Genomic DNA, 19,090 nt, shown 5'->3' on the forward strand with positions numbered 1-19,090 from the left:
CCCCGGTTGCGGGAGAACCGCTGCGGGGCGCCTCCCCCGATTCGGGAGCTGCCAGAACTCGGGCAGGTCACCGTCGACGACATGCCGGCCCTTCGGCCCGGCGAAGGTGCGGCGAAAGGTGCGACCAACTGCACAGGCAGTCCTCCGGCGGCGCGGAAACCGAGTTGCCCGGGCCGCGGCCGGTGAACGATCATCCTGAGGTCCTGACACCCCCCAACCCCGGAGACACATGGCCACCGAACTGTCCGAAGCCTGGGAGCTCTTCGAGTCCGGCGACTCGCAGGGATCGATGCGGGTGCTGCGCTTCGCAGCGGACCGCCTCCCGCCCGCCGACATCGCACCGCTGGTGGCCAGGCTGGCCGAAGGCGCCGGTTTCGAGGACCTGGCACAGGCATCGACAGCACTGGCGGCCGGGCCCGGTGACGCCGACCGCCTCTACACCTACGGCTACGCCTGCGTCGAGCGCGGCATCGACGCGGTGGCCGTCCCCGCGCTGCGGGAGGCGCTGCGGCTGGTCCAGGAACCGCCCACCACCACGGCCCGCACCGGGCTGTTCCGCCGCAAGCCCAAGCCGCCGGCCGCCCGGCAGCCCGGCCTGCGCACGGTGCTGCTGGAGCTGGTCTCCGCCCTGGAGGGCTGCGAGCGGCACACCGAGGCCCTGGCCGTACTGCGCGAGCACGACGCCCGCCTCGACGACTGGCCCGACCGGTACCTGACGGTCTACAACGCACTGATGGCCGGCCGGATACCCCTGGCCCGCGAGATGTACGACGCCCTGTCGGCCCCCGAAGGGGTCTGGGCGGGCCCGGCACAGCGGGTCGGGCGGATGCTGGAGCGGGCCGCGGCCCTGCCGCCGGCCGACGACCAGGACCTGCGCGGCTGGCACTACGTGCTCACCGGCGGCCTGCTCACCACCCTGTCGCCACACGGGTTCGACCAGGGCATGACCGGCCGTTGGGCCTACCTGCAGGACGACTTCGGGCTCTGCCACTACGGCCTGGAGCGGCTGCGCACCGTGCTGGCCGCCACCGGCCGCCGGCCCGCCTCGGTCGGGCTGCTGGCCGACCGGGGCAGCCGGGCGCTGGGGCTGGCGGCAGCGCGGCTGCTCGGCGTGCCGGCGGCTCCCTACCGGCCGGACGCGGCGGATGTGCTGGTGGTCGCGTACGACCTGAACGAGTGCGATCCCGACGAGGTGGCGCAGCTGAACGAGCGGGCGCAGGGGCAGCTGCTCTTCGAGCACGCCACCTGCTGGACCGACCCGCCGGCCGTGACGGCCGACGTCTCCACGCTGCTGGGGCAGATCGTGAACGCCCCGTGGGAGCCGGGGCTGCGCTTCGGCGAGGACGGCGAAGCGCAGGAGGACGAGCCCGACCCGCGCCCGGCCGAGGAACTCGCCGAGGCGGTCCTGGCCGCCGCCCCGACCGCCCCGGAGGGCGACGGCGAAACCCCGCCCGACACGGACGACGTCCTCACGGCGTTCGCCGCCCGCGCGGTGGGCTGGCCCGCGGCCGGCCCGCGCGACCGCGTCCGCTCCTCCGGGCCGGTCCGCAGCTCCCGCTTCGCGTGACGGCGGGCCCCGGCTGACGCCGGATCGGGCGGTACTCCGGTCCGGTCCGCGGGCAGGGCTTTGACCTGTCCGCGGACCGGGTCGGTCGACCCGCGGTGGGGCGGCGGTGCGCGGCGGTTGGTGGGCGAGGGCGGATTCGAACCGCCACAGCCGAGGCGGGGGTGTTACAGACCCTTGGGCTCTCCGGTGCCCAGCTCGCCCTTGGGGGCCCGAACCCCCACGGGTGCCGGGTCCTGCGTGATTGCGCCGCGTTGCGCGGAGAGTGCGCGGATCGAACGCGCGCGGGCTTTCACCCGACGACGGCTTAGCAAGCCGCTGCCTTACCACTCGGCCAACTCTCCGGATGCTGCTGGCGGCACGGAAAAGGGCCGCCCGTACGGGGACTCCCCGGGGCGGCCCGGCCTCAGGCCGGTCGGCGCACTACGAGGACGTCCCGGTGGACCGGGGACTGGAGGAGCGCTGATACGACTGGACAGGGGTGGTGCTGTTCACGGTCGCGCTCCTTCCTCGGGCGTGTGGCGCGATGTGCCCACAGTGCCGGACCGTCGGCGGCGCGGGCAACCGGTTTTCGCCCCGGGAGGCCGGTGGTGGTGGGGCCTCCCGGGGTGGGGCTCAGGCCGAGGGCGCGCAGAGGTAGAGCTGTTGGCCGGTGGGGTCGGTTGAGCGGGCCGGCCGGCGGCCTCGGGGGTGGGCGGGTGGAGTGGGCTGACGGGCCGTGGGGTCTTCGCGCCGAGGACCGGCGGGGGCGTCCTCCCGCCGGTCCTCGTGGTGGTCGGTCAGTGGTCCCCGTGCTCGTCGTGCTCGTCGTGCTCCGGGCGTGTGACGGTGACGTCGTCGATCACCGGTCCGAAGTCGCCGGGAGTGGTGCTCTCGAAGGTCAGGGTCGTGGACGGGCCGGTGGCCACGAAGGTCAGTTCGTGCTTGACCCAGCCCATGTCCGTCTTCGTCTTGCCGGTGGTGTCGAAGGAGAAGTTCTGGAAGAGCTGGCCGTCGATGCGGACGTCGCCCGTCTTGATGGCGGGCGGGCCGTCGGGGTTCCCGGCGAGCGCGTAGGTCAGTGTGTAGACGGTGTTGCGGGTCGTGGGGAAGGTCTGGGAGACCGAGCCCGGGGTGAGGCCGTTGAGGTCCAGGCTCTGCCGGCCCTCGTAGGGCAGCCAGTCGAGGTCGTTGGTCAGGTCGACCTGGCCCGGGGTGGTCTGGCCGACGGGCGTGCCGACCAGCCAGGGGCCGATGTGCTGCCCGGCGAGGAAGGTCTGGTGGTCGGCCCCGGGGGGAGCCACCAGGGGGATTTCGAAGCCGCCGTCCTTGATCAGCTCGTGTCTGCCGTCCGGCCCGCGGGAGCTCTGGTGGGCGGGGGCGGGGGCGGCGTCGGCGTGCGCGAGCGACGGGAGTGAGAACACCGCGGCGAGGGCGGCGGCGAGCACCGCCGCGCGTCGAGGGGCGAGCGTCATTCTGGAACCTTCCACGAGGTGTGCCGCGTGCGGGCACTGTCGGCTCCATGCAAGCCGGAAGTCGTGGTGGCCGCCCGTCGGCTCGGCCGACCGTGTGTCAGCTTCCCCCGCGGGCGTGGTTTCTTGGCCCGCGGGCCACGAGGCCGGCCGGCTCGGCGACGTGCTGCAGCAGAGCTTCAACCGGCTGGACAACAGTGGCGAGTGGTCAGGGGGCGGCGAAGAGGCGGGCGAAGGCGGGGGCCAGCCAGGGGCGGCGGCCCCAGGCGAGGACCTTGCCCCGCAGGAGGGCGTCGGTGGCGCTGTAGCGGCCGAGGGCGATGAGGAAGAAGGCGACCGGCTCGGTGAGGATCGTGCAGTCCTGGCGGCGCGGCGGCTCCTGGCTCACCACGGCGGCGCCGTCCGTGAAGGTCACGGCGAAGCCTTCCAGGCCGCGCATCCGCAGGCGGTAGCAGGCGCTGTGGCCGGCCGCGGCGCGGGGGTCGACGACCCGGGGCATGGCGGTGCGCAGGAACGGCACGGTCAGTGCGACGCGCCGGCGGTCGAGCGGGTGCGGGCGGCCGAGGGCGAGGGCGATGTCGTAGAGGTGGGCCAGCATGTGGGTGAGCAGGTAGGCGCCGAGGGTGTCCAGGTCCATCGCGCCGAGCGGGGTCCGCACCGGTTCGGTGCCGGCGCGCGGGGCGGCCGCCGCCGTGAACTGCCGTGCCTGCCGGGCGATCTGCGCGGCGAGGACGGCCGGGTGCCGTTCGGTCCGGTCCGCGAGTGAGGCGGCGTTCGCCGCGGCGAGCGAGCCCGGGGTGCCGTCCCCGTACGGGCGTTCCTCGCCGGCGGCCAGGGCGGCCATCAGTTCGTTGGCCGTCGCCAGGTGGGCGGCGGCCTCGGCGACCGTCCACTCGGATCCGGGGACCGGGGTGTCGCCGCGGCAGTCGGCGAGCAGGGCGACGGCCTCGTCGCCGACCGCGGTCACCGCGTCGAACAGCGCGGCGCGGGCGGTACGGGGGGTGGCGGCGGGCCGGTGCGGGCGGTACGGGGCGTTCATGGTGGTGAGGGTGGCCGACTCCCCTGCCGCTGTCCAGAGTCGTCGCACGGAGGGGGTGGAGGGCCCCGCCCGGGGGCCGGGCGGGCGGGCGGGATCGGGGACATGACGGGGTCTGGAGGTGGGCGCGGTAGCGGGGGCGGGCCTATCCGGCGAAGACGGCGAGGGCGTTGGGGATCGGGCGTTCCTGGTCGTGGTCGAGGTGGTTGCGCACGGTGAGGCGTCCGGTGGCGGGGTCGCGGGTGACCAGGGTGGCCGAGGCGCCGCCGTCCAGGTAGACGCCGTCCGGGCAGCCGAGATCGCCCACCACCCGGGCGAGTTCGGTCAGGGTCAGGCCGGTGGAGGTGCCCTCGCGGCCGTCCGTGGACAGCAGCGTCAGCGTGCGGCCGCCATCCGTGAGACCGACCGCGCTGCGCGGTTCGATGTCGGTGGAGTCCAGCCCCGCCGGCGGCCTTCCACCCCGCAGCAGGGAGTAGGCGCCCAGGGCGAAGGTGAAGGGCACCGGTTCGCTCGACGCCAGGCGGTGGTCCACCGCGACCGGCGAGCCGAGGGGCAGGGCGGCCAGCGCCCGGGCCCCGGCCTCGCGGCCGAGCAGTACGGTGCTTCCGGCCGGGATCGGGCCGCTGCCCGGGGTGGCGGAGGCCGCCACCACCCGTCCGTGACGGACCGTCAGCTCCCAGGTGTCCGTGGTGCAGGCGGCCTGCCGCGACTCGTCGCTCCCGCAGGCCGCCCGGGCCCGGGAGGCCTCGCCCCAGTCGGAGGTGAACGCGCCGATCGAGCCGACCGGGAGGGCGTACTGGTTCAGCCCGCCCAGCGGCCGGACGCCGCGCGTGGTCCACAGGTGGCCCCGGAGCGTCAGGCGTGCGGTGCGGGCCACCCCGTCCACGCCGACCCCGAGCACGTCCCGGTCGCTGTCGCCCGGCGGTGGCCGCCAGCCGAACCGCTGGGCTTCCGGGACCGCCGCCTTCAGCGCCCTGCCCCGGTGGACGGCCGGCCCGGAGGCCGCCCCGGTGGCCTGGACGCCCGGGTGCTGCGTCTCGGTGATGTCGAAGAAGTCCCCGTTCACCGCCGCCACCGCCCCGCGTTCCCCCGCCAGCCGCGTCAGCGGCGCCCGGGCCGCCACCGCGCCGGGGAAGAGCAGGTCCGCCCGTACGCCGGGGCGGCGCAGCTCGGCGCGGACGGCGTAGACCCGCGCGAGGCCGTGGGCGGTGCGTACCGTCAGTTCCCGGTAGCCGATTCCGGGCGCGAGCGCCGCCCAGTTCCCGGCCGGCTCGGCCCGGACGGGCGGGGCCGCCGGGCCGGCCGGGGCCGCGGCCAGTACCAGGGCGGCCGCACAGCGCAGGACGGTCTTCATGCCCTCATGCTGGCGGCCGGCCCGGTCGGCCGGCGCGCCGAGGCCTCCCCTTCGTCGGCCGGTCGGCCGAACGGCGCGGGCTTCCCGGGGCCGGGGTCAGGCCGTGACGTGGTACCAGTAGCCGCCGGTGCGCAGGCCGACGTAGTGGACGTCGGTGCCCGTCTCCTTGGCCTCGTACATCATGTCCGCGCCGGTGGCCGGGTCGGTGCCGGCGTAGAGCACGACGTGGGTGGTGTTGTGCGCGTCCGTGCCGAAGTACTCGACGTCGCCGGGGCGGCGCTGGGACTCGGTGATGGGGGTGAGGTGGCGGTCCAGGGTCTGCTCGGTGGTGTCGCCGCCGTTGGCGAGGTCGAGGCCGGCGCCGAACCAGAAGGCCGCCCGGACCAGGCCCGAACAGTCCAGGCCGGCCGTGGTGTTGGCCGGGCAGGGCTGGATGGAGCCGGTGTAGCCGTCGCAGGTGCCGAGGGAGGGGCCGGGGCCCTCGCCGCGCAGGGAGTGGCCGCCGCCCCACACGTACGGGACGCCGAGGTAGGACTTCGCGGCGTTCAGGACCTTGGTGGGGTCGACGGCGCCGCTGGGCAGCGGGGTGGGGGTGCTGGTGTAGAGGGCGTTCTTGACGGCCGTGCCGACGACGCCGTCGACGGTCAGGGCGTGGGCGGTCGGGGGCGGCCGGCAGGACTCGGTCGACTGCCGCCGGTCCGGCCGGTCTGCCCGCGAGCGCCCCGGCGCAAGGCCCGATCGTGGCCGTCCCGAACGTCCCACACCCGCTGACCGGGGCTTTGATACCACGGGGGCCGCCGATGGGAGACACCGTCACCCTCCCGGCCCCGGAGCGTGTCCCCGCCACCACCTCCTTGCCGCGTCCTCCCCGCTGCCCCCTGGGGGCCGGTGCGGCGAGCGGTGCGGGGGGTCAGAGGAGGACGAGGAGCTTGGTGTGGGGGACGAGCTTGCGGTTGACGGAGGTGGACTGGACGAAGACGGTGTAGTTCGGGTTGTCGCCGGGCTTGACGGTGGCTTCGGCGGCGGGCAGGCCGAGGAGTTGGCGGGCGGCCGGGCCGGAGAAGACGCGGCCGGTCATCCGGCCGGTGGCCGGGTCCTTCTCGGCGACGGCGAGCTGCTTGTTGCCCTGGATCTTCTCGCGCTTGGAGAGCTCGTAGAAGGCGCAGCCGGTGCGGTACTGGTGGCCGGCGCTGGTGACGAAGTCGCGGATGGCGGTGGCCTGGTCGACGGGGATCAGGATGTACTTGCCGGTGTCGAGGGCGTCGAGCTTGGCGTTGACCTCGGCGGTGTTGAGGTCCTGGCCCATGGCGAAGAGGTTCTTGGTGCCGCGCACGCCCTGTTCGCGGCCGCGCAGGAAGCTGGTGGCGGCGGACTTGACGGTGCCGATGGCCTCTTCGACGCCCTTGCTGGAGTCGGCGTCCCAGATCGCGATGTTGCCGGCGGGGAAGCCGTACTCCTGGGCGGTGCGCTTGGCCAGGGAGTTGGGGACGAGGATGGCCGAGGTCCAGTGCTCGGGCAGGTCGTCCATGGCGCCCTGGATGCGGTCCCGCCAGGTGCGCAGGACGGTGGTGCCCTGGCCGTTGTTCATGCGGGTGTGCATCCGGCCGGTCTGGGAGAAGCCGGAGGCGTTCTCCTCGCCGTCGGTGACGACGACCTGGAGGAAGGAGTGCTCGCCGTAGCCCTCCCAGATGTTCTTCAGGTCGTCGACGGACTTCACGGCGGCTTCGATGAGCGCGGTGGCGCCGTTGTCGACGCGGTAGAGGCCGCGCAGGGACGGCAGGTGCTTGACGTCCATGTCCCAGACGAGGTTCTGCACTTCGTGGTCGAAGGCGTAGAGGCTGATCCGGGTCTCGTGGCCGAGGCGGTCGGACTCCTCCTGCAGGCCCTTGACGAACTCGTCGACGACGCGGATGAGTTGGGCCTGGTGCTGGCGCATCGAGCCGGACTTGTCGACCACCAGAGAGACGTGGTTGACCTTGTGCTTGATCCTGTTCGCGGACATGGGTGTGCCCCCCTGTTTTCGGTGGTGGTTTTCCGGCGGGCTTCGCGGGCGCCTTCGCGGCGCCCTCTCCGTCGTGGTTCCCACCCTAGGCGGGGCCACTGACAGTGCGTCCGTTCCCGTGGCGCCGCGGGTGCCACTCGGCCAGGGCGATGGTGGCGTCGTCGCGCAGCTGGTGGTCCTGGTGGGTGAGCAGGGCATGGACCAGGCGGCGCAGGGCTTCGGGGGCGGGGTCGCCGCCGGCCATGTGGTGGACCAGGGTGTCGGTCAGGCGGTGTTCGCCGAAGAGCTGGCCGGTGGCCGAGCGGGCCTCGGTGACCCCGTCGGTGTAGACCAGCAGTCGGTCGCCGGGCTGGAGCCTGGCGTGGTGGACGGGTTGCGGCCCGTGCTGGTGGAAGCCGAGGCCGAGCGGCAGTTCGGGGGTGCGGCGCAGGGCGTCGGGGACGACGCGGGCGTCGCGGATGAGCAGCGGCGGCGGGTGGCCGCAGTTGACCCAGGACAGTTCGCCGGTGGCGGTGTCGAGGTCGGCGATGACGGCGGTGAGCAGTCGGTCCGGGATCCACCGGGCGAGGGCGCGGTCGATGGTGCGGGCGATGTCCGCCAGGCCGCCGCCGGAGCGGCGGGTGGAGCGGCAGGCGGCCAGGGCGACGGAGCTGGCGCCGCCGGAGGCGAGGTCGTGGCCCATCGCGTCGAACACGGACACGTGGAGGTGGCCGCGGGCCACCGCGTGGTCGAAGGCGTCGCCGCCGACGTCGTAGGCGGGTTCCAGGACGGCGCTGGAGGTGACGTCGTGGGTGCCGATGGTGCGCGGCGGCAGGAAGGCCCACAGCAGTTCGGCCTGCAGGCTCATCGGCTGCCGGCGGCCCGCTTCGACGATGACGTCGCTGTAGGCGCTCTTGGAGACCACCAGCAGGGCGACCAGGGCGGCCAGCGCCTCGCAGCGTTCGATGGTGCGGCGCTCCGGTGCTGTGCGGTCGAGGCCTTCGATCCGAAGTACGCCGATCCGTTCGATGCCGTCGACCAGGGGGAACCAGCCGGTGGGCGGCGGGCCGGCGGACAGCTGGGTCTGCTGCAGGCGGTAGGCGCGGCCGCCGAGCGTGCTCTCGATGTCGATCCGGTGGCCGTACTCCCCCGGCCCGGGGCCGGGCAGCGGGACGAGGGAGTGCTGCTGGACGTCGGCGAGGAAGACCCGTGCGCCGTCCGCGCCCAGCGCGCGGGCGGCCTCGTGCACCAGGGCGGGCAGCTCGGCCGGGCCGCTGGTCCGGGAGCCGGTGAGCAGCTCGGCCAGGGCGCCGCCCAGCACCGCGTCGTCGCAGGTCACCGCTTCGCACCTCCCGTCGCCGCGGCGTGTACCCCGTGCGGGGCCGGCCGCACGCGGTTGGCGGCCCCGCACGCGGTTGGCGGTGGCCGGCGCGCCGGTGGGGTAGGCGCTCGGCCGAACGGACGAGTCCGGCCCGGAGGTGGCAGATGAACCCCGTCGAACGCGCCCTGCGCGCCCTCGACCGTGCCCAGCAGCGGCTCCGGGTCCCCGGAACGGTCGTCGGGGTGATCAAGAAGTACGGGGACGACCGCGGCGGCCTGCTGGCGGCCCTGATCACCTACTACGGCTTCGTGGCCCTCATCCCGCTGCTGCTCCTGCTCAGCACCGTCCTGGGCTTCGTCCTCCACGGCCATCCGCAGGCCCAGCAGTCCGTCGTCAACTCGGCCCTCGCCGACTTCCCGATCATCGGCGACCAGCTGCGCCAGAACGTCCACTCGGTGCAGGGCAGCGGGCTGGCCCTGGTGGTGGCCGTGCTCGGCCTGCTGTACGGCACGCTGGGCATCGCCCAGGTCCTCCAGCACGCCATGGCCGAGATCTGGAACGTGCCGGGGGTGGTCCGGCCCGGCTACTGGCCGCGCCTGGCCCGCAGCCTGCTGCTGTTCGCCGTCCTGGCCCTCGGGCTGCTGCTGGCCACCTCCGCGGCCACGCTCGTCGCCCTCGCCCTGACGGGGCCGGCCGCGCGCGTCGGCGGGCTGGTGCTGTCCGCCCTGGTCAACACCGCCCTGTGCCTGGCGTGCTTCCGCGTTCTCACGCCCAAGAGCGTGCCCACCCGGGCGCTGCTGCCCGGGTGCCTGCTCGCCGGCCCGCTGTTCACCGTGCTGCAGGCCTTCGGCGCTCTGCTGGTCGCCCACCAGCTGCGGCACGCCACGGCCGTCTACGGCTTCTTCGCCACCGTGATCGGCCTGCTGTCCTGGCTCTACCTGAACGCCCAGATCACCGTGTACGCCGCCGAGACCAACGTGGTCCTGCACCGGCGGCTGTGGCCGCGCAGCATCCTGCAGCCCCCGTTGACCGGGCCGGACCAGGAGGTCCTGTCGTCCATCGCGCGCCAGGAGGAGCGGCGGCCGGAGCAGCGCGTCAACGTCGAGTTCGAGGACGGGGGGGGGGGGGGGGGGGGGGGCGGGGGCGGGGAGGAGAGCGGGGACGGGAACAGGAACGGGGACGGGGACGGGGGTGCCGGGAAGGCGCCGCCGTCCGGGTAGGGCCGGCCGCCCGGGACGGCGGCGGCCCGCCGGGTGCAGGGGTGCTGCACCCGGCGGGCCGCCGGGGGGCGCGGGGTCAGCGCACGGTCACGGTGAACACGGACGAGGCGGTGTTCCCGCTGACGATGCGCAGCTCATTGGGGCCCTTGATGCCGAGCTTCACGCCGAGGGAGTAGGAGCCGTTGCGGGTCGTGTGCACGGAGGCCGGCAGGGTGACCCACGCGCCGTGCTGCTTCTGCTGGACGGTCACCGTGCTGCCGGCCGTGAGGCCGGTGGTGGTGCCGGTGACCCGGAACAGCTGCCAGGCCTGGACGGAGGTGGCCGACGGCTTGGCGGTGATGCCGGCGGACGCGGGGGCGGCGGCGAGGGAGACGACGGGCGCGGCGGAGGCCGCCGGGGCGGCCGCCATGGCGGTGCCCGCCGCCCCGAGGAGCAGCGCGCCGAGGGCGGCGACGGTGGCCAGGCGCAGGGAGTTCCGCTTGGTGACGATCACGGGTGCACCCCTTTCAGGGGGAGGTGGTCGTTCGGCCCGAGGCACCGGCGGTGCGGTTCGGGCACTGTCCTTCCTGGAGACGTCTCACCCGGCGCCACCGGTTGTGTGCGGAACGTCACCGTCGTGTAACAGTCGGACGGGCTCCCGGTCGGAAGGGTCAGGGACCGGGGTCAGGGGGTCAGGGACCGGGGGCCGGGGGCCGGGCGCCAGGGGGTCAGGGCTTGAGGGCGACGCCGGCGTAGAAGGAGACCTGGGCGTCGGTGACGGCGGCCGGCAGCAGGTCGGCGGTGTCCTCGGTGCCCTCGGGGTGCCAGCGGTGGGCCGGGACGATGCCCGGGTCGAGGAGGTCCAGGCCTTCGAAGAAGGTGGCGAACTCGGCCCGGGGGCGCAGGCGGAGGGAGGTGCCGGCCTGGTTGTAGATCTCCTCGACCTTGGAGGCGCCGGGCGGGTCGAGTTCGGCGGTGGCGTGGGAGAGGACCAGGGCGGAGCCGGACGGCAGGGGGTCCAGGAGGTGCTGGACGATGGCGTGGGCGTCGTCGAGCTCGGGGACGAAGTGGAGCAGGGCGACCATCGACAGGACCACGGGCCGGGTCAGGTCGAGGGTCTCGGCGACCTGGGGGGTGGTCAGGATCGAGGCGGGGTCGCGGACGTCGCCGTGGACGTAGGCGGTGCGGCCCTGGGGGGTGCTGGTCATCAGGGCGCGGGAGTGGGCCAGGACGACGGGGTCGTTGTCGGCGTAGACGACGCGGGCGCGCGGTTCGACGGCCTGGGCGACCTCGTGGAGGTTGGGCGAGGTGGGGATGCCGGTGCCGATGTCCAGCCACTGGCTCAGGCCGCGCCGGGCCAGGGCGCGGGTGGCGCGGTGCATGAAGGTGCGGTTGGCGCGGACGGCGGTGCGCATGGTGGGGAAGACGGTCAGGACGCGCTCGGCGGCTTCGCGGTCGACGGCGAAGTTGTCCTTGCCGCCGAGGAAGTAGTCGTACATCCGGGCGCTGTGCGGGATGTCCTGGCGGATCTGCGGCCCGGCCGGCTGCGCCGGGTCGGGATCGGTCGCGGTCATCCAGGTCTCCCCCATGCTCGTCCCTGTCCCTTCGTGATCACATCGGGCCGGGGCAGTCTAGCCAACTGACCGGTAGGGCGGGGGAAGTGGGTCCCGGTCCCCCGTACGGGAGCGGGCGCCGGGGCCGGGCGCCGGGGCCGGGTGCCGGGGGGCCGGGGCCGGAGGGGCGACTACCCGCCGGTACCGGTGGGCGGGCCCGCACCCGGCGGGGACACTGCGCCGATGCGGCGCACCAGCGCGCAGGAGACCCCGGGAGCCGTTCATGCCGTCGTCCGCCCGCCGCGCCCCGACCACCACCGCGGCCCCCGGCAGACGGGCGGCGCTGCGCCGCCTGGGTGAGTGGTGCGCGCGTCACTCACTGGTCGTCATCGTGCTGTGGCTCGTGGCCCTGGCCGGCGTCCAGGCCGCCGACAGGGCGGTCGGCGGCACCTACTCGGACGACTTCTCCCTGCCCGGCACCCAGGCGCAGCAGGGGCGGGCGGTGCTGCAGGCGCACGAGCCGGCCGCCGCGGGCACCAGCTCCCAGGTGGTGCTGCACGACGCCCGGCAGCTGGCCGGCTTCCAGCCGGAGGTCTCCCAGGCCGTCTCCTCGCTGCAGCAGCTGCCGCACGTGCTGACCGCGCAGAGCCCGCTGCCGCCGCCCGGTCAGAGCGCCCCGCCGGGCGGGCCGTTGGCCCCCGACGGGCTGACCGGCTACATCACGGTGCGCTTCGACACCTCCCCCACGCTGCTGGGCCGCGGCTACCTGGACGGGGTGGACGCCGCCGTCGCCCCGCTGCGCCAGGCCGGGGTGCAGGTGGAGTACGGCGGTCCGCTGGGTGAGCTGGCCCGGCCGGCGGCGGACGACCGTTCCAGCGAGGTGATCGGCTTCGCGGTGGCGGTGGTGGTGCTGCTGGTGGGCTTCGGCAGCGCGATCGCGGCCGGGCTGCCGCTGCTGACGGCGCTGGTGGCGGCCGTGGTCGGGCTGGGTGTGCTGGGGCTGGTCGCGGCGCTGTCCACGTTCGCCACCGTCGCGCCGACCCTGGCGACCATGATCGGCATCGGGGTCGGCATCGACTACGCGCTGTTCCTGCTCACCCGTCACCGGCAGAACCTGATGGACGGCGTGGACCCGGTCGCCTCCGCCGGGCAGGCGGTGGCGACCAGCGGGCGGGCGGTGCTGGTCTCCGGCTGCACGGTGATCATCGCGCTGTCCGGGCTGTCGGTGTCGGGCATCTCCTTCATCGCCAAGCTCGGCGCGGCGGCGGCCGTGACGGTGGTGTCGGCGGTGCTCGGCGCGCTGACCCTGCTGCCGGCGCTGATGGGGCTGATCGGCCGTCGGATGGACCGGTTCGCGGTGCGCCGTCCGATCGCCGAGGCCGGGGGCGGCGGGCGGGGCGGCGGCAGCTGGCACCGCTACGCCCGGCGGGTCGAGGCGCACCCCTGGCGGTACCTGGTGGCCGGGGTGGTCACGCTCGGGGTGCTGTCGGTGCCGCTGTTCTCGATCCAGCTGGGCCACATCGGCGACGGGGCCGACCCGACCTCCTTCACCGACCGGCGGGCCTACGACCTGGTCTCCCAGGCCTTCGGGCCGGGCGCGAACGCGCCGCTGACCGTGGTCGTCGACCAGGGCGCGGTGCCCGCCGGCGCGCGGGCGGGCGTGCAGGGCGCCGTGCAGCACGCCCTGACCGGCCTGCCCGGCGCGGCGAGCACCACCCCGTTGCAGACCAGCCCGGACGGCGAGGTGCTGTTCGCCACCGTCGTCCCGGCGGGCGCCCCCCAGGACCGGGCCACCACCGACCTGGTCAACCGCCTGTCGGACACCGTGCTGCCCGACGCGGTGGCCGGCAGCGGGGCGAGGACGTACGTGACCGGCAACACCGCGGCCCACGTCGACTTCCTGGACATCGTCTCCAGCCGGCTGGTCCTGATCATCGCGGTGGTGGTCGCGCTGGCCTTCCTGATCATCCTCGCGGTCTTCCGCGGCCTGCTCGTCGCCGTCAAGGCCGCGGTGCTCAACCTGCTGTCGATCGCGGCCTCGTACGGGGTCGTGGTCGCGGTCTTCCAGTGGGGCTGGGGCGGGCCGGCGCTCGGGGTCGCGGGGAAGGTCCCGATCGAGAGCTACGTGCCGATGATGATGTTCGCGATCGTCTTCGGGCTGAGCATGGACTACGAGATCTTCCTGCTCTCGCGCGTCCACGAGTCCTGGCTGCGCACCGGGCGCAGCCAGGACTCGGTCGCGCACGCGCTGGAGATCACCGCGCGGGTGATCACCTGCGCCGCGCTGATCATGGTCAGCGTGTTCGCGGCGTTCATCCTCAGCGACAACGTGGTGGTCAAGATGATGGGCCTGGGCCTGGCGGTCAGCGTGCTGGTGGACGCCACGATCGTGCGGCTGCTGCTGGTGCCGGCGGTGATGACCCTGCTGGGCGCGGGGGCCTGGTGGACCCCGCGGTTCCTGGACCGGCTGCTGCCGCACATCGACACCGAGGGCGTCGGCGAGCGGCCGTAGGGGGTCTGGCGGCCGGGCGGGGGCCTGCCGGGGCGGGGCGGATCGGCTGCGGTCGGCCGTCCGTGTCCGGCCGGCGGGAGCCGGCCGGGGGCGCGGGCGCGGGTGGTTCGGGCGGCTTGTGGACGCGTTGCCAAGGAAGTGGCGACGCAGTGCCAACACGGCGGGGCTGCGGGCTGGCATCCTCCACGAGGAACACCGCGGGACGCCCGGGCCGCTCGGCCCGGATGCGGCAGAACCGCCGGTGACGGCCCGGCACGCCACGGGGGAGCGTGCCGGGCCGCCGTGGCCGCCGGCTGCTAGTTGCGGTAGCGGTAGCGGATCCGGCCGCGGGTGAGGTCGTAGGGGCTGAGCTCCACGAGCACCCGGTCGTGCGGGAGGATCTTGATGTGGTTCTTCCGGACCTTCCCGCTGATGTGGGCGAGCACGATGTGCCCGTTGGGGAGTTCGACCTTGAAGTTGGCGTTGCGCAGGCACTCGACGACGGTGCCTTCGACTTCGATGCCGTTCGTTGTCTTGGTCATGGTCATTCACCTCTTCGATTCGTGACGTGGTGCGGCCTGGGGAGGCGTCAATGGTGGACGAGTTGCAGGGTGGTGCTCGTGCGGTGGGCGCCGACGCCCTTGAGGAGTGCGGTGGCGGCCGGGTTGGACTCCGCCGCCTCGGCCCACGCTTCGGTGGTGCCTTCACGGTGCAGGGATTCCAGTGCGTGGGCCAGCAGGGCCCGGGCGATGCCGCGGCGGTGCAGCTCGGCGCGTACGGCGAGCAGGCCGATGCGCGGGCGGCGCGGCGGTGACACCCGGATCAGCCCCACGTACCGGTCGTGCCGGCGCGCCACCGCGTACCGGGCGGGGTCGGCCACCAGGGTGCCCGCCGGGCGGGGCAGAATCTGGGCCGGTACGCAGTGCCAGCCGGCGCCGGCCTCGATCTCGTCGTGGAGGGCGCGCGCCAGGGCGTGCAGCGGGGCCTCCTCGGCCAGGCCCGCGGGCACGATCGTGACGCCCGCCGGGGGCCGCGCCGGACCGAGTCCGGTGACCCGGGGGTCGGTGGGCACCCGGTAGCCGTGCTCGCGGTGCGCGGTCGTGAAGCCGGCGCGCCGCCAGGCGGCGGCCGTGGCGTGGTCGTCCTCGTCGACCACGGTGTGCAGCGGCGCCCGCAGGTCGGCCAGCATCGCGGCGGCGATCCTGTCGAAGACCGTGTCGTGCCACGCGTCGATGCTGACGAACAGCCGCCCGTCGGGCCGGCGCGAGGCGTCGCCGCGGCCGACCACCCGGTCGTCCTCCACGGCGTGCCACTCGGTGTCGCGGACCCGCGCCAGCGTGAGGGCGCGGTGGTCGGCGGTGCGCCCGTTCGGGGCGGGATGGGAAGGGTTCATGGTGGTGCCTTTCGGAAGTGCCTGGTCTGAGGCGCTCCCGGGCGACACCAACGTCAATCGCCCACCGTGACGACAAGGGGGAGCACCCACACGGATACAGCCTTCATGGGTCTCACCTCCTCGCGTCTCTTCCACGGCTGCGCTGACGGTAGCAGCCGGCGGGGCACCGGCCCAACCGATTTACGACTCGGCGACACTCCAGGGCGTCGTAGCTCCGGCCTCCGAAGGAGTTGCCGAAGGAGTCGGAGGCCGCCGCGCCCGGGCGGTGAGGCGGGGCGCGGCGGGGCCGGGGTCAGTGGCGCAGGACGGCGGCGATGTGCCGGTTGTCGGCGAGGGTGTCGTCGGGGACGAAGGTGATCCGGGCGCCGGTGTCGAGGGCGCGCTCGATGACCTCGTCGACGATGTCCTCGCGGGCGCCGGCCTCGTCGGCCTCGGCGGGGACGAGGTGGTCGCCGTCGTCGCGGACGGTGGCGCGGTAGTTCTCCTCGACGACCAGGCGGGCGATGCGGGCCTCGCCGGCGGCCCGCCAGACCTCGTCGAGGCCGGCGGCGAACTCCTGGCGGCCGCGGGCCTTGTCGAGCTGGGCGAGGGCGTCGTCGATCTCGCGCTCGGCGTGGGCGCGGGCGGCGGGGGCGACCACCCGCCGCACGGCCGCGGTGTCGGCCTGGGCGAGGCCGCCGTGCGTGATCTGGGCGGCGGCCTCCTTGGCGATGGGGCCGGCGGCGTCCAGCAGGGCGAGGGCGGGGGCGTCGCCGACGACGTACAGCGGGCGGGGGTCGGCGGCCAGGACCTTGCCGATCGCGGCGTCGGCCTGGCGCAGGAAGGTCTTGGTCTCCTCGTCGCGGAAGGTGCTGGGGGTGTCGCCGATGCGCTCCTGGCGTTCGGGGTCGGGGTTGGGGAAGGTGCGGACCAGCGGGAAGCCGTTGCCGCTCTCCTCGGTGACCCGCTCCTGGTTGCCGCCCCACAGCACGGCCCGGTCGGCGGCGACGGCGAGCACCCAGTAGGGGCGCTCGGCGGCCTGGGCTGCGACCAGGTTGCGGGTGAGGAAGGTGTCGGACAGGACCACCCGGGCGGGGGCGGTGCGGGCGAATGACCACACCTGGTGCTCGCCGGGCGCGGCGAGGACGGCCAGGCCGTCCTCGGCGTGGACGAGGTCGACCTCGGCGAGCGCCCGGTCGAGCTGTTCGAGGACGTCGATGCGGTCGGCCCGGGAGACCTTCGGGTCGGCCTGGACCCGCTCCTTGGCCTCGGCCAGCAGGTTGCGCAGCCGGACCGGGTCCTGGGTGCTGTCCGGTTCGCGGCGGTGGGTGGGCATCAGGACGGACACCGCCGGGTAGGGCCGGGGCCGGCGCAGTTCGGCGAGGACGGCGGGGCTGAGGGCGGGGCGCATGGGGACCCTTTCCGAAGGCGGTCGGCCTTCTTTGCGTGGACGCACGGTGCCTGGCACAGCTGCCAAATGTCCTCAATGTAACGATTTGCGCACCGGGTCGCCGGGTCAGCCCTTGCCCCGGGGCCGCCCGAGGCTGTACCTACTGGTACGTACAGATGGTTCCGGGGAGGGAGAAGGCATGCCGTTCGTCCGCATCGACGCGTTGGGGGGCCCCGAGCGGCTCGATGCCCTCGGGCGCGCCGTGCACGAGGCGCTGGTGGAGACGATCGGGATCCCGCCGGACGACCACTTCCAGGTGCTGGTCGGGCACGACGGCACCAACAGCACGCTGCGCTACGGCGGTTACCTCGGGGTGCGGCGGGACGAGGGCATCGTGTACGTGTCCGTCACGCTGCGCGCCGGGCGCACGGACGCGCAGAAGCGGGCCCTGTACGCGCGGATCGCCGAGCTCGCCCGGGCGTACGCGGGCACCGAGCCGCGCAACGTGTTCGTCGTCCTGACGGAGAACGCGCCGGCCGACTGGTCGCTGGGCCACGGGCTCGCCCAGTACGCTCCCCCGCCCGGGGAGGGCGTACCGGGCGGCCCGGGCGCGCCGGGCCAGGACCCCGGTCTCACGACCTGACGGCCAGGGCCCCGTTCACGAAGTCGACGACCCGGCCGGGGGTTTCGAGTTCGTACAGCCCGCCGTCGGGCAGCTCCACCTCGTACTCCCGCTCGATGACGGCCGCCGTTTCGAGCAGGGCCAGCGAGTCGTAGCCGAGTTCGGCGAACGGGACGCCGGCGATGTCGCCGTCGAGGTCGACGGTGTCGTTCTCGCCCGCGCAGGACCGGATCACGCGGCGGACGTCGTCGAGGGTGAACTTCTCCATGGGGTTTCCCTTCTCTCGGCGGCTGCTTCGGCCGCACCAGGTCTCCAGCGCGCGGGTCAGCGCCGGGTCGTCCGCCGCGCCCGCCCACGCCACGTGGCCGTCGGGGCGGATGAGCAGGGCCTGCGCGTCCGGGGGCGTCGCGGCGGTGGCGGTGACCAGGTCGACGCCGCGGGGCAGCGGTACGGCGGGCGGGGCCGCCAGTGCCAGCAGTACGGCGCGCCCGGGGTTGAGCAGTTCGGCGACGCGGACCTCCCGGCCGTCCTCGGCCTTCAGCTCCAGCCGGGGAGCGGGCCGTCCGACCCACGGGTGGTCCTGGCCCTGGTCGGCGTAGCACGTGTCGGTGCCGGCCACCAGCCCGGCCAGGTGCCGGTTGACCTGCGGGATCGCCAGCAGTTCGGCGACCAGTTCGCGCAGCGGGTCGGTGCGCTCGTCGGGGTTCATCAGCGCGAGCTGGGCCCTGGTCTCGCGCAGCACCCGCACGGCCACCGGGTGGCGCTCGCGGTGGTAGCTGTCGAGCAGCCCCTCGGGCGCCTCGCCGCGCACCTCGGCCGCCAGCTTCCAGCCGAGGTTCATGGCCTCCTGCAGGCCCAGGTTCAGGCCCTGCGCCCCGATCGGGAAGTGGATGTGCGCGGCGTCCCCGGCCAGCAGGACGCGCCCGCGCCGGTACTCCTCGACCAGCCGGGTGGCGTCGCCGAACCGTGACAGCCAGCGCGCCTCGCGGATCTCGACCTGTTCGCCCGTCACCCGCTGGACGGCCGAGCGCAGTTCCTCGACGGTGACCGGGGCTGTGCCGGCGGCCTGCGGCGCGCGGAACTCGGTGGTCAGTACCCGGGTGACCGGCGGTTCCAGGGCGACCGCCATGAGCAGGCCGCGGGGCGTGCGCGCGGTGCCGGGGATGCCGGTGGGCAGCTGGTCCGGGTCCTCCAGGACGACGTCCCCGAGCAGGGCGGTCACCTGCGCCGAGGTGCCGGGGAACGCGAAGCCGGCCGCCTTGCGGACCGTGCCGGCGCCGCCGTCGCAGCCCACCAGGTAGTCCGCCCGCAGGGTGTACGGCCCGTCCGGTCCCACGACCTCGGCCCGCACGGCCTCCTCGTCCTGCGACAGCCCCGTCAGCGCGTGGCCGCGCCGTACGGTCGCGCCGAGCTCGGCGGCCCGCTCGGCCAGCAGCCGCTCGGTCTCGGCCTGCGGGATCAGCAGCGAGTAGGCGTGCTCGCTCTCCAGCCCGTCCAGCCGCAGCAGCGGCTGGAGGCCGGCGAAGTGGGCCATCGGCCACTCCTTGCGCCCGTCCCGGAACCGCTGGGCCAGGCCGCGGTAGTCGAGCATCTCCATCGTCCGCGGCTGGAGGCGGAAGGCCCGTGAGTGCGGGCTGGGCCGCGCCTGCTTCTCCAGCACCACCACCTCGACGTCGTGCAGCCGCAGTTCGGCGGCGAGCAGCATGCCCACCGGCCCGCCGCCGACGACAATGACATCAACCATCTGGTTCTCCTG

At 74.5% G+C, this 19,090-nt stretch carries 16 protein-coding genes and 2 tRNA genes; 4 read left to right on the top strand and 14 right to left on the bottom strand.

Features of this window, described 5'->3' with window-relative positions; translation table 11 throughout:
* The first annotated feature begins 229 nt into the window (after positions 1–229).
* Positions 230–1,567: a hypothetical protein gene (locus ACZ6Z8_RS21805; protein WP_465611708.1), complete on the top strand. Its 1,338-nt coding sequence runs from the start codon at positions 230–232 to the stop codon at positions 1,565–1,567.
* 118 nt (positions 1,568–1,685) lie between these two features.
* Here the strand turns inward: ACZ6Z8_RS21805 and ACZ6Z8_RS21810 are convergent.
* The 8 genes from ACZ6Z8_RS21810 to ACZ6Z8_RS21845 form a co-directional block, all read right to left on the bottom strand.
* Positions 1,686–1,768, bottom strand: a tRNA-Tyr gene (locus ACZ6Z8_RS21810).
* Between the two features lie 55 nt (positions 1,769–1,823).
* Positions 1,824–1,908, bottom strand: a tRNA-Ser gene (locus tag ACZ6Z8_RS21815).
* A gap of 435 nt (positions 1,909–2,343) precedes the next feature.
* Complete coding sequence (locus ACZ6Z8_RS21820; protein WP_465611709.1) at positions 2,344–3,018, bottom strand: choice-of-anchor C family protein; 675 nt, start codon at positions 3,016–3,018, stop codon at positions 2,344–2,346.
* Positions 3,019–3,223: 205 nt separating this feature from the next.
* Positions 3,224–4,054 (bottom strand): maleylpyruvate isomerase family mycothiol-dependent enzyme, encoded by an 831-nt coding sequence (locus ACZ6Z8_RS21825; protein ID WP_465611710.1) that lies wholly within the window; start codon positions 4,052–4,054, stop codon positions 3,224–3,226.
* 142 nt (positions 4,055–4,196) lie between these two features.
* The gene (locus ACZ6Z8_RS21830) at positions 4,197–5,405 is read right to left on the bottom strand and encodes a phosphodiester glycosidase family protein (protein ID WP_465611711.1); all 1,209 of its coding nucleotides are present in this window, start codon (positions 5,403–5,405) and stop codon (positions 4,197–4,199) included.
* Between the two features lie 96 nt (positions 5,406–5,501).
* Positions 5,502–6,167, bottom strand: a complete 666-nt coding sequence (locus ACZ6Z8_RS21835; RefSeq protein WP_465611712.1) for a C40 family peptidase — start codon at positions 6,165–6,167, stop codon at positions 5,502–5,504.
* Between the two features lie 148 nt (positions 6,168–6,315).
* Positions 6,316–7,407 (bottom strand): vWA domain-containing protein, encoded by a 1,092-nt coding sequence (locus tag ACZ6Z8_RS21840; protein WP_465611713.1) that lies wholly within the window; start codon positions 7,405–7,407, stop codon positions 6,316–6,318.
* Between the two features lie 85 nt (positions 7,408–7,492).
* The gene (locus tag ACZ6Z8_RS21845; protein WP_465611714.1) at positions 7,493–8,725 is read right to left on the bottom strand and encodes a PP2C family protein-serine/threonine phosphatase; all 1,233 of its coding nucleotides are present in this window, start codon (positions 8,723–8,725) and stop codon (positions 7,493–7,495) included.
* Positions 8,726–8,871: 146 nt separating this feature from the next.
* Here ACZ6Z8_RS21845 and ACZ6Z8_RS21850 point away from each other — a divergent pair, with 146 nt between their 5' ends.
* Complete coding sequence (locus ACZ6Z8_RS21850) at positions 8,872–9,927, top strand: YihY/virulence factor BrkB family protein (RefSeq protein ID WP_465611715.1); 1,056 nt, start codon at positions 8,872–8,874, stop codon at positions 9,925–9,927.
* A gap of 76 nt (positions 9,928–10,003) precedes the next feature.
* Here ACZ6Z8_RS21850 and ACZ6Z8_RS21855 read toward each other — a convergent pair whose 3' ends face one another.
* Both ACZ6Z8_RS21855 and ACZ6Z8_RS21860 read right to left on the bottom strand, forming a co-directional pair.
* Positions 10,004–10,420, bottom strand: a complete 417-nt coding sequence (locus tag ACZ6Z8_RS21855; RefSeq protein ID WP_465611716.1) for a hypothetical protein — start codon at positions 10,418–10,420, stop codon at positions 10,004–10,006.
* A 214-nt stretch (positions 10,421–10,634) separates the two neighbouring features.
* Positions 10,635–11,480, bottom strand: a complete 846-nt coding sequence (locus ACZ6Z8_RS21860) for an SAM-dependent methyltransferase (protein WP_465611717.1) — start codon at positions 11,478–11,480, stop codon at positions 10,635–10,637.
* A 262-nt stretch (positions 11,481–11,742) separates the two neighbouring features.
* Here ACZ6Z8_RS21860 and ACZ6Z8_RS21865 point away from each other — a divergent pair, with 262 nt between their 5' ends.
* Positions 11,743–13,971, top strand: a complete 2,229-nt coding sequence (locus ACZ6Z8_RS21865) for an MMPL family transporter (RefSeq protein ID WP_465611718.1) — start codon at positions 11,743–11,745, stop codon at positions 13,969–13,971.
* Between the two features lie 296 nt (positions 13,972–14,267).
* Here the strand turns inward: ACZ6Z8_RS21865 and infA are convergent, their stop codons facing one another.
* The 3 genes from infA to ACZ6Z8_RS21880 all read right to left on the bottom strand — a co-directional run bounded on the left by infA (position 14,268) and on the right by ACZ6Z8_RS21880 (position 16,733).
* Positions 14,268–14,492: a translation initiation factor IF-1 gene (infA, locus tag ACZ6Z8_RS21870; protein ID WP_465611719.1), complete on the bottom strand. Its 225-nt coding sequence runs from the start codon at positions 14,490–14,492 to the stop codon at positions 14,268–14,270.
* A 47-nt stretch (positions 14,493–14,539) separates the two neighbouring features.
* A complete protein-coding gene (locus ACZ6Z8_RS21875; protein WP_465611720.1) occupies positions 14,540–15,343 on the bottom strand; it encodes a GNAT family N-acetyltransferase in 804 nt (267 codons plus the stop codon).
* A gap of 292 nt (positions 15,344–15,635) precedes the next feature.
* Positions 15,636–16,733 (bottom strand): baeRF3 domain-containing protein, encoded by a 1,098-nt coding sequence (locus ACZ6Z8_RS21880; RefSeq protein ID WP_465611721.1) that lies wholly within the window; start codon positions 16,731–16,733, stop codon positions 15,636–15,638.
* 178 nt (positions 16,734–16,911) lie between these two features.
* Here ACZ6Z8_RS21880 and ACZ6Z8_RS21885 point away from each other — a divergent pair, with 178 nt between their 5' ends.
* On the top strand, positions 16,912–17,355 hold the full coding sequence (locus ACZ6Z8_RS21885) for a tautomerase family protein (protein WP_465611722.1): 444 nt from the start codon (positions 16,912–16,914) through the stop codon (positions 17,353–17,355).
* On the opposite strand, the gene ACZ6Z8_RS21890 is transcribed toward ACZ6Z8_RS21885, so the two are convergent.
* Entirely contained in the window at positions 17,345–19,078 is a 1,734-nt protein-coding gene (locus ACZ6Z8_RS21890; RefSeq protein WP_465611723.1) for an FAD-dependent monooxygenase, read from the bottom strand. The genes ACZ6Z8_RS21885 and ACZ6Z8_RS21890 overlap by 11 nt on opposite strands.
* Between the last annotated feature and the right edge of the window lie 12 nt (positions 19,079–19,090).

The organism is Kitasatospora sp. NPDC101108, assembly GCF_055584725.1.

Coding starts and splice junctions, on each gene's coding strand:
- ACZ6Z8_RS21805 (WP_465611708.1), top strand. CDS start 230: ATGGCCACCGAACTGTCCGAAGCCTGGGAGCTCTTCGAGTCCGGCGAC.
- ACZ6Z8_RS21820 (WP_465611709.1), bottom strand. CDS start 3,018: ATGACGCTCGCCCCTCGACGCGCGGCGGTGCTCGCCGCCGCCCTCGCC.
- ACZ6Z8_RS21825 (WP_465611710.1), bottom strand. CDS start 4,054: ATGAACGCCCCGTACCGCCCGCACCGGCCCGCCGCCACCCCCCGTACC.
- ACZ6Z8_RS21830 (WP_465611711.1), bottom strand. CDS start 5,405: ATGAAGACCGTCCTGCGCTGTGCGGCCGCCCTGGTACTGGCCGCGGCC.
- ACZ6Z8_RS21840 (WP_465611713.1), bottom strand. CDS start 7,407: ATGTCCGCGAACAGGATCAAGCACAAGGTCAACCACGTCTCTCTGGTG.
- ACZ6Z8_RS21850 (WP_465611715.1), top strand. CDS start 8,872: ATGAACCCCGTCGAACGCGCCCTGCGCGCCCTCGACCGTGCCCAGCAG.
- ACZ6Z8_RS21860 (WP_465611717.1), bottom strand. CDS start 11,480: ATGACCGCGACCGATCCCGACCCGGCGCAGCCGGCCGGGCCGCAGATC.
- ACZ6Z8_RS21865 (WP_465611718.1), top strand. CDS start 11,743: ATGCCGTCGTCCGCCCGCCGCGCCCCGACCACCACCGCGGCCCCCGGC.
- infA (WP_465611719.1), bottom strand. CDS start 14,492: ATGACCAAGACAACGAACGGCATCGAAGTCGAAGGCACCGTCGTCGAG.
- ACZ6Z8_RS21875 (WP_465611720.1), bottom strand. CDS start 15,343: ATGAACCCTTCCCATCCCGCCCCGAACGGGCGCACCGCCGACCACCGC.
- ACZ6Z8_RS21880 (WP_465611721.1), bottom strand. CDS start 16,733: ATGCGCCCCGCCCTCAGCCCCGCCGTCCTCGCCGAACTGCGCCGGCCC.
- ACZ6Z8_RS21885 (WP_465611722.1), top strand. CDS start 16,912: ATGCCGTTCGTCCGCATCGACGCGTTGGGGGGCCCCGAGCGGCTCGAT.
- ACZ6Z8_RS21890 (WP_465611723.1), bottom strand. CDS start 19,078: ATGGTTGATGTCATTGTCGTCGGCGGCGGGCCGGTGGGCATGCTGCTC.